Source organism: Paenibacillus brasilensis (genome assembly GCF_009363115.1).
Classification (GTDB): domain Bacteria; phylum Bacillota; class Bacilli; order Paenibacillales; family Paenibacillaceae; genus Paenibacillus; species Paenibacillus brasilensis.
The window spans coordinates 3,786,353-3,801,510 of the sequence record NZ_CP045298.1; the positions used below are offsets into that span (position 1 = coordinate 3,786,353).

At 48.5% G+C, this 15,158-nt stretch carries 15 protein-coding genes and 1 riboswitch; of the genes, 10 read left to right on the forward strand and 5 right to left on the reverse strand.

The annotated features are described in order from the left end of the window. The first annotated feature begins 40 nt into the window (after positions 1–40). The gene (gene ppnP, locus GCU48_RS17950; protein ID WP_152380950.1) at positions 41–355 is read left to right on the forward strand and encodes a pyrimidine/purine nucleoside phosphorylase; all 315 of its coding nucleotides are present in this window, start codon (positions 41–43) and stop codon (positions 353–355) included. Positions 356–441: 86 nt separating this feature from the next. Here ppnP and GCU48_RS17955 read toward each other — a convergent pair whose 3' ends face one another. After that, a complete protein-coding gene (locus GCU48_RS17955; RefSeq protein ID WP_152380951.1) occupies positions 442–1,341 on the reverse strand; it encodes an NAD(P)-dependent oxidoreductase in 900 nt (299 codons plus the stop codon). A gap of 249 nt (positions 1,342–1,590) precedes the next feature. On the opposite strand from GCU48_RS17955, the gene GCU48_RS17960 reads away from it, so the two are divergent. From GCU48_RS17960 to GCU48_RS17970, 3 genes are all read left to right on the forward strand, one after another. Continuing rightward, positions 1,591–2,946 carry a glucose-6-phosphate isomerase gene (locus GCU48_RS17960; RefSeq protein WP_025716212.1) on the forward strand — a complete coding sequence of 452 codons (1,356 nt, stop codon included), beginning with the start codon at positions 1,591–1,593 and terminating at the stop codon, positions 2,944–2,946. Positions 2,947–3,094: 148 nt separating this feature from the next. Then, positions 3,095–3,727 carry a YigZ family protein gene (locus tag GCU48_RS17965; RefSeq protein ID WP_025716213.1) on the forward strand — a complete coding sequence of 211 codons (633 nt, stop codon included), beginning with the start codon at positions 3,095–3,097 and terminating at the stop codon, positions 3,725–3,727. A 5-nt stretch (positions 3,728–3,732) separates the two neighbouring features. After that, positions 3,733–4,314 (forward strand): TetR/AcrR family transcriptional regulator, encoded by a 582-nt coding sequence (locus GCU48_RS17970; protein WP_152380952.1) that lies wholly within the window; start codon positions 3,733–3,735, stop codon positions 4,312–4,314. Between the two features lie 168 nt (positions 4,315–4,482). Here GCU48_RS17970 and GCU48_RS17975 read toward each other — a convergent pair whose 3' ends face one another. Continuing rightward, entirely contained in the window at positions 4,483–4,884 is a 402-nt protein-coding gene (locus GCU48_RS17975) for a secondary thiamine-phosphate synthase enzyme YjbQ (RefSeq protein WP_152382202.1), read from the reverse strand. Positions 4,885–5,106: 222 nt separating this feature from the next. Between GCU48_RS17975 and GCU48_RS17980 the strand changes: the two genes are divergently transcribed. Both GCU48_RS17980 and GCU48_RS17985 read left to right on the forward strand, forming a co-directional pair. Next, the gene (locus GCU48_RS17980) at positions 5,107–6,168 is read left to right on the forward strand and encodes a sulfate/molybdate ABC transporter ATP-binding protein (RefSeq protein ID WP_025716216.1); all 1,062 of its coding nucleotides are present in this window, start codon (positions 5,107–5,109) and stop codon (positions 6,166–6,168) included. A 167-nt stretch (positions 6,169–6,335) separates the two neighbouring features. Next, positions 6,336–7,106: an MBL fold metallo-hydrolase gene (locus GCU48_RS17985; RefSeq protein WP_025716217.1), complete on the forward strand. Its 771-nt coding sequence runs from the start codon at positions 6,336–6,338 to the stop codon at positions 7,104–7,106. A 9-nt stretch (positions 7,107–7,115) separates the two neighbouring features. Here the strand turns inward: GCU48_RS17985 and GCU48_RS17990 are convergent, their stop codons facing one another. Beyond that, a complete protein-coding gene (locus GCU48_RS17990) occupies positions 7,116–8,612 on the reverse strand; it encodes an aminotransferase-like domain-containing protein (protein WP_152380953.1) in 1,497 nt (498 codons plus the stop codon). Between the two features lie 133 nt (positions 8,613–8,745). Here GCU48_RS17990 and GCU48_RS17995 point away from each other — a divergent pair, with 133 nt between their 5' ends. Beyond that, positions 8,746–9,657, forward strand: coding sequence for a DMT family transporter (locus GCU48_RS17995; RefSeq protein WP_152380954.1), 912 nt, complete (start codon positions 8,746–8,748; stop codon positions 9,655–9,657). A 138-nt stretch (positions 9,658–9,795) separates the two neighbouring features. Here the strand turns inward: GCU48_RS17995 and GCU48_RS18000 are convergent, their stop codons facing one another. Together GCU48_RS18000 and lplA are read right to left on the reverse strand one after the other, a co-directional pair. Next, positions 9,796–10,596 (reverse strand): Cof-type HAD-IIB family hydrolase, encoded by an 801-nt coding sequence (locus tag GCU48_RS18000; RefSeq protein WP_025716220.1) that lies wholly within the window; start codon positions 10,594–10,596, stop codon positions 9,796–9,798. A 161-nt stretch (positions 10,597–10,757) separates the two neighbouring features. Then, positions 10,758–11,759 (reverse strand): lipoate--protein ligase, encoded by a 1,002-nt coding sequence (gene lplA, locus GCU48_RS18005; RefSeq protein WP_152382203.1) that lies wholly within the window; start codon positions 11,757–11,759, stop codon positions 10,758–10,760. Positions 11,760–11,921: 162 nt separating this feature from the next. Here lplA and cobD point away from each other — a divergent pair, with 162 nt between their 5' ends. Genes cobD through GCU48_RS18020 form a run of 3 tightly spaced genes read left to right on the forward strand, consistent with a single transcriptional unit; the run spans position 11,922 to position 14,735 of the window. Beyond that, positions 11,922–13,025, forward strand: a complete 1,104-nt coding sequence (gene cobD, locus GCU48_RS18010) for a threonine-phosphate decarboxylase CobD (RefSeq protein WP_152380955.1) — start codon at positions 11,922–11,924, stop codon at positions 13,023–13,025. After that, complete coding sequence (cbiB, locus tag GCU48_RS18015; protein ID WP_152380956.1) at positions 13,015–13,986, forward strand: adenosylcobinamide-phosphate synthase CbiB; 972 nt, start codon at positions 13,015–13,017, stop codon at positions 13,984–13,986. Before cobD ends, cbiB begins: the two co-directional genes overlap by 11 nt. Then, positions 13,974–14,735, forward strand: coding sequence for a histidine phosphatase family protein (locus GCU48_RS18020; RefSeq protein ID WP_152380957.1), 762 nt, complete (start codon positions 13,974–13,976; stop codon positions 14,733–14,735). Before cbiB ends, GCU48_RS18020 begins: the two co-directional genes overlap by 13 nt. A 78-nt stretch (positions 14,736–14,813) precedes the next feature. Further along, positions 14,814–15,023: riboswitch (cobalamin riboswitch) on the forward strand. Positions 15,024–15,158 lie beyond the last annotated feature (135 nt).

The following is a 15,158-nucleotide window of genomic DNA, read 5'->3' on the forward strand; positions in this document are numbered from 1 at the left end:
TATTCATTCAACCATTGATGAGCAGATGAGGGGATAAAAAATGTCACAGTTTGATGGAGTCAGCGTAGTTAAAAAAGCAAACATATATTATGACGGTCAGGTCACAAGCCGTACAGTCATCCTGGGTGACGGCAGTAAGGTTACACTGGGGATTATGCTGCCTGGAACATATGAATTCGGCACGGATTCCCGCGAGATCATGGAGATTTTGGCAGGGGATCTGAAAGTATTGCTTCCAGGTACTGAGGAATGGCTGGAAATACAGGGAACGGCAACGTTCCACGTACCTGCGCAGTCCTCGTTCAAACTTGAAGTACGAAGTGTGACTGATTATTGCTGTTCTTACCCTGAATAAACAGCTAAACAGGGTAAGAACACACGACTTCAAGCCAAGTGTGCTTACCCTTTATGCTAGCGTATAACTGCGAAGAAAAGTGCAGCTTATTCGAGTGGCTTGCCACCAATGGTGCGGCCAATCCATGCTTCGTATGTCTTCACGACAGCGGATAAGTCCTCGTCACCATAGCCTTGCGTTTGCCCGGCTTGAAACAGGCTTTTGGCAATGGCCAGCATGGGTGTCGGAATGGACAGGCTATCGGTCAAGGAGGAAGCAAGCTTCAAGTCCTTGAGCATCAAGGCAAGTGAGAACTGGTTGCTAAAATCATGCTCGATGATTTTGCGTCCCTTCAGGTCCGCAGCCTTGCTGCCAGCCGATCCGAGCTGAACCAGCTCAAGGAAGCTGTCTGCCGGAATACCGGATTTGGCGGCAATAGCGAAGCCCTCAGCCAGAGCGAGGTTGTTAATGCCGACCATCGTATTATGAGCGAGCTTGGCTACAGCTCCGCTGCCGTTTGGTCCCATATGCAGCACCTTCTTACCCAAGGCATCAAAAACGTCCGACTGTGCTGCGATGGCGTCCGCGTCTCCGCCGACCATGAACACGAGTGTTCCGTCAACAGCGGCAGGCTTGCTACCTGTTACAGGAGCATCAATGAAGGAGCAGCCCAGCTTGTCCGCTTCAGCAGCAAGCTGTTTGACCAGCTCAGGTGAAATCGTGCTGTTATCCATCACGGTCACGCCGGGCGTGAGACCGGCAAACACGCCGTCCTCACCGTAATAGATGTCACGAATTGAGCTATCATCGCTGACCATGGTAATGACCAGTTGCTGATCTTCAGCTGCCTCACGAGGCGTTGAAGCTGTACGAGCGCCCTGTTCTACCAGTGGCTCGCAGCGTGAAGCCGTACGGTTATAAACCGTGACTCCAAATCCCTGCCTCAGCAGATTGGATGCCATCGGGGCGCCCATGGTGCCCAGTCCGATAAATCCGATGTTTTTCATTGCTAATCACCTTTCTTGTTGGAGGATACTGTCCGATAAGATGCGAAATCGGCTTGAAATGAATGTTTAACAGGTTGATCTCAATTTATTGTAGCATGGGTATGCGACCCTATCTACACCGGGGTCTGTCAAGGCACACGACATACAGGTAACGCAAGCTTGTCAGGCCCTGCAAATTAAAGTATCCTATTCCTAAGTCCTTATGTTCGTATTGATGGTCTTAGTAATACCAAACAGGAGGTTCCAAACATGTCTAAAAAAGTTATTTTTGATTACACTAAAGCACTCTCCTTTGTAGGTCAGCACGAAATTGATTACTTTGCAGAACCCATCAAATTGGCTCATGAGCAACTGCACAACCAAACAGGTGTTGGCTCCGATTTCTTGGGTTGGATTGACCTGCCTACCAATTATGATAAAGAAGAATTCGCGCGCATCCAAAAGGCTGCTGCTAAAATTCAAAGCGATTCCGAAGTACTGATCGTCATCGGTATTGGTGGTTCTTACCTTGGAGCACGTGCTGCCATTGAGATGCTGTCGCATTCTTTCTACAATGCATTGTCTAAAGAACAACGCAAAGGTCCGGCTATCTATTTCGCAGGCAACAACATCAGCTCTACATATATGAATCATCTGCTGGAACTGATTGAAGGAAAAGACTTCTCCGTCAATGTTATTTCCAAATCAGGTACGACTACTGAGCCAGCTATCGCTTTTCGCGTATTCCGTGCTGCTTTGGAGAAAAAATATGGTAAAGAAGAAGCGCGCAAACGTATTTACGCAACAACGGATAAAGAACGCGGCGCTTTGAAAAAACTTGCTAACGAAGAAGGCTATGAATCCTTCATTATTCCTGATGATGTGGGTGGCCGTTACTCTGTACTGACAGCAGTAGGCTTGCTGCCGATTGCTACAGCCGGCATTAACATTGAGGAAATGATGCAAGGAGCGGCAGACGCATCCAAAGAATACAGCAACCCGAACGTAGCTGAGAACCAGGCTTACCAATATGCAGCCGTTCGTAACGCTCTGTACCGTAAAGGTAAAGCCATTGAAATTCTCGTAAACTATGAGCCTTCCCTGCATTTCGTATCCGAGTGGTGGAAACAGTTGTACGGCGAAAGCGAAGGCAAGGATTATAAAGGCATCTATCCTGCGTCCGTTGATTTCTCGACAGACCTGCACTCCATGGGACAATTCATTCAGGAAGGCAGCCGCAACATTTTCGAAACAGTTATCCAAGTCGAAAATGTGCCTAGCCACATCACTATCGAGGCAGATCAGGATGATCTGGATGGACTGAACTTCTTGGCAGGCAAAACCGTGGATTTTGTAAATAAAAAAGCATTCCAAGGTACGTTGCTGGCTCACACAGACGGACAAGTACCGAACCTGATTGTAAATATTCCTGACCTGAGCCCTTACTCCTTCGGGTATCTGGCTTATTTCTTCGAAAAAGCTTGCGGCATCAGCGGCTACTTGCTGGGTGTAAATCCGTTCGATCAACCGGGCGTAGAAGCGTACAAGAAAAATATGTTTGCCTTGTTGGGCAAACCGGGCTTCGAAAAAGAAAAAGCTGAGCTTGAAGCGAGATTGTCTGAATAAGGGAACTATAATCTCTGACCCAAAGCAGGGTTTTGAGCAGGGGGTTATAGGTTGTAGCCTCAGATAAAGTACAGGAAAGCAGTTCACCGGCTGCCAGAAGCGGGGGACTGCTTTCCTGTAAAATGAAGTAAGGAAGGGTATACGTAATATGTTGGAACAATACCGAACCGTACGAGGTTCCGGCAGCAAGGAAATTGTGATCCGTAAATCCCGTTTTATCGGTCATATCCAGCCTGTTCATACCGAGGAAGAAGCGACGGCTTTCATAGAACGCATCAAAAAAGAGCACTGGAATGCAACCCACAATTGTTCAGCTTACATGATTGGAGAAAGAGACGAAATCCAGAAGCAATCGGATGATGGAGAACCAAGTGGTACGGCTGGAAAGCCTATTTTGGAGGTGATCCGTAATCAGAAGCTGAAAAATGTGGCGATTGTCGTTACCCGTTACTTTGGTGGTATATTGCTGGGAGCAGGAGGTCTGATTCGTGCATACTCAGACGGTGCCGTTGCAGCAATCGAGGCAGGCGATGCGATTACGCGTGTATTGCATCGTGAAATTTTTGTGGAATTAGATTATACTTGGTTGGGTAAAGTGGAAAATGAATTGCGGAATCGCAGCATCCGTACTGGAGAAACCATTTTTACGGATAAAGTTACGTTAACCTGTCTGCCGCTGGCTGGTGATGCTGAATCCTTCAGCAACTGGATAACAGATTTGACACAGGGGCAATCACTTGTGTCGGAGGGAGAGCAGCTTTACTTTATTGAAGGGGAATAAATAATATGGCTAGAAGAGCAGTGGAACAGGAGTTGTCAAGAGGGCGGATTCTGGAAGCGGCCAGGCACTTGTTTATTACCAAGGGCTACCGTGCGATTTCAATGCGCAGCATTGGCCAGCATCTGGGTTACAGTCATGGTTCGTTATATTATCATTTTAAAGAGAAGGCTGAACTGTTCTACGCCATTGTAATTGAGGATTTTAATACATTGCGTGGAATTTTGCTGCAATCAGCAACAGGTACGCCTGAGGGCGGCTTGAGCAGACTGGAGTACTTGATGCTGGAATTCATCCGTTTTGGCTTGGAAAATCCATATCAGTACGAAATTATGTTTATGATGCACGATGAAGAATTGCTTGCATATTGTCGCACAGAGCAAAACCGTTGTGTGGAATTGTTTGCGTCTATGATCCTACAGGAATTGAGTGTTCAGGGACACTCGGAGGAAGATTGTTCGTGGGTACCGAAAAGTCTGTTTTTATCCATGCACGGCTTTGTGTCATTTTATATCCAAGATGGTTTAACCTTTGAAGAAATCAGACCTGCTGCTTTAGCACATGTAAAGCTGCTGTGTAGACACCTATGAGCGTACCTGCAATCATACGCCTCGGCCATGAGCTTATAGGGTGCTTTTCTGGGTATTTGCACTTCAAGACGGTGACTAATCATTACGTTACTTTGCGAAAGCGACTAAGAATTTAATAGACGATGATGAATCCAGGAGGAGAACATCATCGTCTTTTCTTTATGGCCGTCAGCCCTTCATGATTTTTACATAGTATTGTCGTCTGCGTGGTCCATCGAATTCACAAAAATAAATTCCTTGCCAGCGTCCTAGCAGCATCCTTCCATCATGGATGATGACAGTCTGAGAGGGGCCTGTTGTGATGGATTTAAGGTGGGACGCCGTGTTTCCCTCCATATGGCGATATTGGGGATGTTCCCACGGGTAAACCTCATCCAGTCTTAGTATCACATCATGTCTGACATCCGGGTCAGCATTTTCATTAATGGCAATTCCGGCCGTTGTGTGTGGACAATAGATGAGTACGGTTCCGTGTTGAACCCCACTTTTTTCGATCAATGAAGCAACCTCACGTGTAATATCACGTATTTCATCTCGCCGTGTAGTAGATAACTCTAAAGTATGCAGCATGATGATTTCATCTCCTTTCTTCTTCATATTTTACCCTTTTAGCTCTCAACCTAATATATAGAGTTGACGACAAAAGCTTTCCTTTGATAAAGTATCACATAAGAAAAACATAGTATATACATTGGATTAATTAAATGATCTCAAATGAGGTACGCGCTTTGCGAAAAGCAAGGCTGCTGCTGTTCCTGAACAGGTTCAGAAGCGGAAAGGAAGTGTACGGATATGCATGTGGAAGTAAAGGGATTAAACAAGCATTTCGGTAATTTTCATGCGGTAAAGGACGTATCTTTTGATATTCGGAAGGGCCATTTGATTGGTTTACTCGGTCCGAGTGGTGGCGGAAAAACCTCCATTTTACGCATTTTGGCAGGGCTGGAGCAACCAGATGCCGGAGAGATTCATTTTCACGGAAAAAGAGTGAATGAACTGGCCCCGCAGGAGCGCGGAATCGGATTTGTTTTTCAAAACTATGCTTTGTTTAAGCACATGAGCGTGTACGATAATATTGCCTTTGGTCTAAAAGTGAAAAAAAGCTCCAAAGCCCATATCAAAGAGCGAGTCACAGAGCTGGTCGAGCTGACAGGACTCAAAGGCTTCGAGCATCGTTATCCGCATCAATTATCAGGTGGGCAGCGGCAGAGGGTTGCTTTTGCGCGTGCCTTGGCGCCGGAGCCTCAATTGTTGCTGCTGGATGAGCCTTTTGCGGCCATTGACGCCAAGATTCGCCAAGAGCTGCGAAGCTGGCTGCGGGAGTTGATTGAGCGGGTGGGCATTACCTCCATTTTCGTCACTCATGATCAGGATGAGGCGATTGAGGTAGCGGATGAAATTATGGTTATTAATCAAGGAAGGCTGGAGCAGAAGGGAACGCCTTGGGATATTTATAAAAAGCCGGGGACACCGTTCGTTGCTTCTTTTATTGGTGAGTCGACAGTGATTGAACAAGCGTCCAGCCTTAAGGGCTTCGAGGAAGCTGCTGGATCAGGAGTACGTGCCTTGATCCGGCCGGAGTATATTGATGTCGGGCCAAGTGAAGAGTTTGCGCTTTTGTCAGCGACCGAAGAAGGCATAGTGAGGCATTTGCATTTCCGGGGAAGTGAATGGATGGTTGAAGTGCAGGTCGGAGATCAACGGCTTATGACGTACCGTTCGCTGGAGAAGTCTACTCTGGAGCCTGGTCAGCAGGTGCGAGTGCTGGTACATCGGGCCTATCTGTATAATGATCAGTCGAGCTGGATGGTGGAAAATCGCCTGAAGAAAGATCCAATGCCTATAGTGATTTAAACGTAGAATAATTACGCATGAGGGGATGTCCGGCCTGATTTCAGGGCTTAGGGCATGCTCCTTTTGGCGTTGGAGGTGGAAGAATTTACGCAGACGATTTACGCAGAATCGGTGTGTTCGCTATAATAGTAATACGACAACCATTCAGATAGATAGGAGTTTAATTCATGAATCGGCTTATTTTTCTTGGCACGGGGGATGCAATGGGTGTTCCGCGTGTATATTGTGATTGTCCCGTATGCACAGAGGCACGCTCGACTGGGGCGAATGTAAGGCTGAGATCATCTGTGCTGATCGAAAGCGATACGGAGGACTTTATGATTGATTGTGGTCCGGACTGGCGCAGACAGCTAGAATTACGGGGGCTTCGCTTTATCCGTACGATCCTCGTTACACATGCGCATTTTGATCATATTGGAGGATTGCCGGAATGGGCAGATGCCTGTCGCTGGACCGGGAATAGAGGCCGCTTGTATGCTCCACAGGAAGTGATTGACACAATTCTGCGTCAATTTTCCTGGCTGCCTGGACATCTGGACCTTATCCCTGTCGATCAGGGAGCGCAGCTTGCCGGGTGGAATATCCGAGGTTGGCGTGTAAATCACGGGAAGAACGGATATGCTTACGCTTATCGACTGGAAAAGGATGGTTTCTCGTGGGCCTATTGTTCCGATTCGATTGGACTGAATGAGGCAGAGATTCTGCCCTTGCATAATCTGAATCTGCTCGTGCTGGGAACGAGCTTTTATCATGAGGAGGCCGAGTATTCGACCCGCTCGGTATATGACATGCTCGAGGCTCAGGAGCTTATAGGCAGGCTTGAGCCTGATCGTACGGTATTTACACATATGTCCCATGATGTGGATGTCACACGCAACTACGGGCTTCGGGAAGGGATTTGCTTGGCACAAACCGGCATGAGTCTGCCGTTGGAATAGCAATTTCCATTACATCGACCGACTGATGCAGAGTAGTCTGGAGATGCCCTCTTTGATTTGCTGCTCGTTGGCGTATGAATAGGACAGCCGCACATGCGTTTTACCCTCCGCGCCAACGGGATCAAATACGTTCCCCGGTACAAAGGAGACGGACTCTTCTATGCTTTTGGCAAGCAGTTCATTGGGCTTCAACGCAAAAGGCAGCTGGAGCCACAGGTTGAGTCCCCCTGACGGGCTGGTCCATGTCCAGCCTGATTCGCGGAGACTGTCTTCCATCGTTTCCTTGCGAATCTGGAGCGCGATACATAGCTTTTTGATATGCTGCTGCATACGTGGAGATTGAAAGTATTGTAAAAACAACTTTTGATTCAGCAGTGGCGATCCATTGTCCACCAACGCTTTGACGCTCAGCAGGCTGGCCATAAGCTGACGTCGACAGGTCACGGCTGCGATGCGCAGACCGGGTGCTACATATTTGCTGTAGCTGCGAATGTAGACGACGCTTCCCGAGATATCATAGGCAAAAATCGGGGAAGGGGGCTTTTGCCCAAAGCTGATGTCATAGGTGCTGTCATCCTCGACAATGAGGCAGCCATAGCGCTCGGCCAGTTCAGGCAGTCGTTTGCGCTGCTCATCGGGTACCGTAAAGCCGGTCGGGTTGTGAAATGTCGGATTCATATAAAAGAGACGCGGCTTTTCTGTTTTCATGCACCATTCAATCTGATCCATATCATAACCTTCCGGGCGAATATCAGTTGTAGTCAGACGTGCACCTTGTCTACGGAATATTTCCATAGCGGGGCCATAGGCAGGACGCTCGATTAATACACGGTCCCCTGTACGCAGAAGAGATCGGGAAATTAAATCAATGGCTTGTTGTGCGCCGGAGGTAATCAGTACTTCGTCTGTTGATAAGGCAAAATGCTTATCCGCACTAAAATGCTGGGCCATTGCATCACGCAGTTCAGCATCCCCTTGTACAGAAGAATAGGTAGCCGCCACTTTCGGATGCTTTTCAAAAACCTGCATCATTAATTCTCCCCAATATCGGTTAGGCAGAAGGGAGGGATCAATTAATGATTTGGAAAATTGGAAATCGGCGTTCACAGATTGGACACGGGTAAGCCCGTCCATTCCCCTCCAGGCGGAAACAGACGGATCGTCTGCCGCGTAGGCAGATTCCGAGTGTAAGCCTTGTTTGGTGGATGAACGTTCCGAGTAGGCGGCTAATGGTTTCAATGTATTTGCATGGGAAGCATGAGCGTAGTACCCTGATTTATCCTTTACATAAATACGTCCCTGTTGCTTTAACTCCTGATATGCCCGGAAGACGGTTAACCGATGCACACCCAATTCCTGAGCCAAGCTTCGCACAGACGGCAATTTAACGTCGGCTGGCCAGTCCCCGCGATCAATCCGCACATTTACATAGTGAATGACCTGTTCATACAGCTTTAAGGCCTGATCGGTCGTCGAAAAGAGTAATTCGCTGTTGTTCCTGCCCATGCTGTCCACGCTCCTTTTGTGTGTATTGTACTATACATCACTTCAAAATCGCTTACAACTGTTCTGTGGTTACACATCTGTTCTGCCTGTCTCCTTGTATGCTTGTGAGTAACAGAAGGGAGAGGGAAGTATCATGATTGGTATTGCCTTTACAGTTATGTGTCTTATTTTTGGCACAACATTTTTGGCTATAAAAGTGGGGGTGGAAGCCGGGCTTCCGCCATTCCTATCAGCAGGCACACGTTTTCTGGCAGCAGGAGCGATCTTGTTTATTGCGATGAGACTATCGGGAAAGGTTCGGTGGTCGTTATTATGGCGTAAGGAAATGCTGCTGATTGGAGTTGGAACAACCTTCGGTACATTTTCAGCACTGTATTGGGCAGAGCAATATGTCAGCTCGGGGATCGGTGCTATTTTGTCAGCCACTGGACCGATGATGATTGTGTTGATGCAGTCCGCACTACTGCGGCAAAAAACGACGAGAATTACGCTTATTGGCTGCATGATTAGTTTTCTCGGGGTCGTGCTGGTGGTACTGCCAGGATTGGTGGTTCAGATTAGCGGTTTGTGGCTTGCGGGTTGCATAGTCATTTTGCTAGGTGAGCTATGTTATTCGGGAGGGGCCCTTTACTCCAAGCGAGTCATGGATGCGTTTCGTGATACGAATCCGATTGCCTTGAATGCAGCGCAAATGTTCCATGGTGGTTGGATGTTGCTGGTACTGTCAGCTTTGACAGAGCCTTGGAATTCTGGGGAATGGAATGTACTCCCTGCCATGGGTTCTCTCCTGTATTTGATCTTGTTCGGTTCAATGATTGCGCAGACGCTATTCTATTGGCTCATGGCTCGTACGAATCCACTCTTTCCGACAACATGGCTCTATATTTCACCACCGATTGCTGTAGGCTTGGGGGCTTTTTTATATGGAGAGCATGTAAGCTGGTGGATGCTGGCAGGGGTGCTGCTCATTGTGATCGGATTGATGTGTATGAACAACGGAATCATCCGTCTGGTGAACAGACGAAAGCTACGTTCGGCTATCTGATAATTTGAAGCCGTTAGTTATTATGTGATGTGACGTAAAGAGCCTCCAAACTGTCGTATGTTATTGAACATGCGACGTTTGGAGGCTTTGTTGTTGTGATCCTTTATTTAAGTATGTCGTTAAAAGTCACTTTTTTGCTTATTCAACATTGAGTACGAATTTGTCGATGGCATGCTTGACGCCGTCTTCATTATTGCTGGTAGTGATGTAATCAGCCAGCTTCTTCAAATCAGGAATAGCGTTCTCCATGGCTATGCCGAGACCAGCACATTCAAGCATTTCATGGTCGTTCCAGGAGTCGCCGATGGCAATCGTTTCCGACAGCTCACAGCCAAAATGTTTTGCCAGGAAGGTAAGAGCGTGGCCCTTGGTACCCTCATGATGCATAATTTCCAGAAAATGAGGCTTGGATTTTGTAATATGCACTTCATTGCCCAGCAGTTCGCGCAGCTCGGGAATCAATTCGTCCAATACTTCTGGCTCGTCGATAATCAGCAATTTAGGAGCAGGTTGCTCTATAACTTTACTGAACACAGGCTCTACAAAATATTCCGTGTTGTTCAGCTCGGTGTAATCTTTAATTTTCTGATTATCTTCACGTGTGTACAATTTGTCATCTATATACGTTTGCAGATGTAGATTGCGTTCCACGCAGAATTCATACAGGCGGCGTGCAGCCACGAGTGGAACATAACGCTCATACAGCACATTTTCGTCCAGTAGGTTTTTGACCAAAGCTCCCTGGTACGTAATGATCGGCACGTTTAATCCTGTCTGGCGGGCAATTTTATGTGCGGAAGCGTAAGCTCGTCCGGTGGCGAGCGTAACCACAACACCTTTGGCTACAGCAGCTTCCAAGGCCTGTTGTGTCGCTGGAGTAACTTCCTTCTGATCGTTAATAAGTGTATCATCAATATCAATAGCAATTAATTTATACATATCGGTAATCTCTCCTTTTTCTCTATCATGGGGCAATGCTAAAATTGTATCTCATAATATTCAAAATGACAATATCACAATAAAAGGGGACGACCCCTATAAGAGCCTGTCCCCTTATAACCACTGAAGTATTGGTTTGAAACGATAGGAAAAAGTAGCTGTTAGTCTTCCAAAAATACAAGCCCGACAAAGTCGTCCAGCTCAATATTACCAAAATAATGCTTCAAATCGAGAGAGGACAAGGCTTGACGAACCTCGTCTTCATCATAGCGTTTGCCACGCAGAATATTTTCAATATCGGCAACGTCGCCCACACCGAAGAAATCACCATAGATTTTAATGTCACGGATATGGCCTTCCTTAAGGTCCATGCGGATATCAATAATACCGACCGGGAATTTACGGGTGTGCTTGATATTGCTCTCCGGGGATTGACCATAATTCCAGTCCCAGGATTGATAGCGTTCTTTGGAAATTTCATGAATTTTAGCCCAATCGGAATCGGTGAGCTTATATTGGGGTACCTGATCCAGCTCTACTCCGAATATGAAACGCAGTAGTTCCTCACGAAATTGCTCTATCGTCATTTCACGATCCATCAGCTCGCTGATGTTAGCAACGCGGCTGCGGACGGATTTGGTGCTTTTGGATTTGAATTTTTCAGGGTTGGCATGCAGGGATGCAGCCACATTGTCCAGATTCAGGTTAAACATCAATGTACCGTGGCTGAACATGCGTCCGCGTGTGGCAAACTGGGCGTTTCCCGAAATTTTGCGTTCACCGACTTGAAGATCGTTGCGTCCGGTCATTTCGGCTTCCACACCCATTTGGCGCAGGGCATCAATAACAGGCTGCGTAAATTTGAGGAAATTATGAAAGGACTCCCCGTTATCCTTGGTAATGAAGCTGAAATTTAAATTACCGAGGTCATGATATACAGCTCCACCGCCGGACAGGCGACGAACGACCTGAATATGGTTGTCTCTGACAAACTCAGCGTTGATTTCTTCAATGGTGTTTTGATGCTTCCCTATAATAATAGAAGGCTGATTAATGTAAAACAGCAGATAGCTGTCGTCTAGCGGTAGATGCTTGAGCGCATACTCCTCAATGGCAAGATTAATGGCTGGATCGTGTATGCCCTGGTTGTCGATGAACAGCATGTCCATTCCTCCGTATACAAACTGTGTAATTTTACGTGTACCATTTTCTATTGTAACCCAAGTGAGCAATGTACACAAAAGCTCATTTGCATTGACGGAACGCAAAAAGCAGTCCCATAATGGAGCTAAATGATCAGGAACGGTCGGAAAGGATGATAGGCAATGATAGAGGTTTACGGTCATGGCGGGGACAGGGAAACGGCTGCGGCGACATTTGGCGGAGCTGCTGCGGATTTTGTGGATTTTAGCGCCAATATTAATCCGCTCGGTCCACCGCCCGAGGTGCTAGAGGTTCTGCAAAGCGCGTTGGATACTGTGATTCGCTATCCAGACCCGGGGCACCGGAATTTTAAAAATATGCTGGCACGGCGATTGCATGTTCCACCCGAGTCGCTGAGTGTCGGAAACGGTGCGGCTGAAAGCATGGCTTTATTGCTGTTGGGATTGGCTCCCCAACGTGTGGGTATGGTGGAGCCATGCTTTTCAGAATATGCAGAGCTGGCAGGCAAATTCGGGGCCGAGGTAAGCCGGGTATACGGCAAAGCCTCGCTGCAATGGAAGGCTGACGTGGAGGATATACTCCAGCTCATGGAGCAGGTAGATGTACTGTTTTTGGGGCAGCCCAATAACCCTAACGGTGTGCAATATGGCGAGCAGGAGCTGCGTGAGCTGGCAGAGGCGGCTGGCAAAACGGGCACCGTGCTGGTGGTGGATGAGGCTTTCATTGATTTTATCCCACTGGAGCGGCGAATTTCACTGCTGCCTGTGCTGGATCGGTATCCTCATGTGATTTTGATCCGGTCGATGACTAAATTCTATGCCATTCCTGGTCTGCGCCTAGGCTACGCAATTGCTCATCCAGACTATATCCGGCGAATGACAGACAAACAGGTGACCTGGAGTGTGAACGGATTGGCGTTGCTGGCTGGGGAGGCGTGTCTGCAAAGCGGGGAGGCCTACGAGCGGCGCACACAGGAGCTGATTGCTATGGAACGCAGCCGTCTGCTGACCGCGTTGGCGGAATGGGGCTGCGGCGTCATTCCCGGCGAAGCGAATTATGTACTGGTACGGGCGCCGGGAACGTGGAGTGCATTGGCTGTGCAGCAGGCGCTTGGACAGCGTGGAATTCTTATTCGTAGCTGTGCTATGTATCCAGGGCTGACGGCGAGCCATTTTCGGATTGCGGTCAAGGACGCGGAAGCCAACGGCTTACTGCTGTCTGCATTGGGTGAAGTGCTGGAGGAGGAGCGTTGGCGTGACAGTTAGCTTGATTATCTTGGCGGCCTATCTTCTGGACAGGCTGATTGGCGATCCGAGGTGGCTGCCGCATCCGGTCATCGGAATGGGATATGTCATTTCAGCGCTGGAAAAGGCGATTCGCCGTCAGGTCAGCAGCGACCGTGGACTGAAACGCGCCGGCTTGCTGCTGCCACTTATTGTGGCGGGAGGGGCCTTTGCGCTCGCTTGGGCGCTGCTGCGTTTGCTTGCCTGGGTTCACCCGTGGCTGTCTGTTGGTGCAGAAATCATTCTGATCGCAACCACGATTGCTTCCAAAGGACTCAAGGAAGCGGGCATGGCAGTCTACCGCGAGTTGCAGGCGGGTAATCTGCCTGCGGCACGCCGGGAGCTCGGTATGATTGTCGGGCGGGATACGCAGCAGCTGGATGAGCCTGAAATTGTACGCGGTACCGTCGAAACGGTCGCAGAAAACATCGTTGACGCGATTATTTCTCCGCTTTTTTATGCCCTGATCGGAGGGGCCCCCTTGGCGCTGGCTTATCGTGCCGTAAATACGCTCGATTCCATGGTTGGCTACAAAAATGAAAAGTATCTGCATTTAGGCTGGGCCTCGGCACGGCTGGATGATGTAGCTAACTACATTCCGGCACGCTTGACAGCGGTTATGCTTATGGTAGCGGCGTGGATGCATCGGCATGATGCTGCAAGAAGCTGGAGCACTGTCAAGCGCGATGCTCGTCTGCACCCAAGCCCGAATAGCGGCTTCCCGGAATCGGCTGTTGCCGGTGCGCTGGGGATTCGGCTTGGAGGCTTTAACGTCTATCACGGCGTCCGCTCCTTTCGTGCATACATGGGCGATCGGATACGACCGATGGAGTCGGAGGATATCCGGCACACAATCCGGCTGATGTTCACCGTGTCCAGCATGTTTGTTGGATTGTGTCTGCTAGGAGCGGCAGGCTGTTTTGCCTTGAAATGGACGCAGTGAGGAGTGACGGGACCTTGAAATACATTTTGAAGGAACAGGAGAAACAGGCATGCGGACATGTTAATGAAGATTCGCAATGGGATCTGGAGCTTGTGCTGGTACGTCACGGCACAACCCTGTGGAACAGGGAGCGTCGATATCTAGGACACACAGATATTGGTTTGCTAGCGGGAGCAGGGCAGGAGCTGGAGCCTTTGCGGGAGAAGCTGCAGGGTCGGTTCTTTGCTCGAATCTATTGCAGCGATTTGATGCGATGTCGCCAGACCCTACAGATCATTTTGCCAGAATCAGAATTAAAAGCTGGACGCACTCTATCCGCCAAGTCCCCTATTATGGAGCCACGCCTGAGAGAGCTTGATTTTGGTGAATGGGACGGAAAAACGTATGACATGCTTAAGAATGTGGCATTGTATCGTGCCTGGATTGATGAGCCGCAACGGATCACGCCTCCTGGAGGGGAATCTTGGGCAAAATTTGAGCATCGTTTGCACGAATTTCTTGACTCTCTGTATGAGTGGCGAATTGCTATGGAGCCTCAGCAATTAAGTTTGGCTGATGCCCCTCCCTCTGTTCTGGTCGTCACGCATGGCGGCGTCATTCGCCAGTTGGCTCATATGCTAATTCCGGGACACGGTTTTTGGAGCTTACATCCAAAGCCGGGAGAGGCATTGAGAATTCAGTTGAGGCTGATAGAGCCACACAAGTTCATGGCGAAGATACTTTCTCATTCGCTAGACGAGAACTGGTAAACAGGCTGTCTGGGTTGTAAGCAGTCTCTTTTTAACCTATAATCATCAAGTAAAAGAACGGCTTGACTAACACTACATCAAATATCCAGCAGACGAGGTCAGCGCAGTGTAATGGAAATTTCATCTACTCGCTGTTAAAAGGGAAGCCGGTGTGAATCCGGCGCGGTCCCGCCACTGTAAATGGTAATTGCCTATCAGCCCTGCTTTATGTGCCGTCAAGCATATAAAGGAACATAGGCTGCGGCAGCTTGCCATAAGTCAGGATACCTGCCCGTCCGCCTCTCACCATAATCCTTCGAGGAAAGGATGACGTGTTCGCAGTGACTGTCCATGCGGAAGAAGCTGCCGCCTGCGCATGATCTGTGCTAACGTGACCCCTGTGTCCTGATATAAGGATACGGGGGTTTTTTGAAGGGAAGGAAG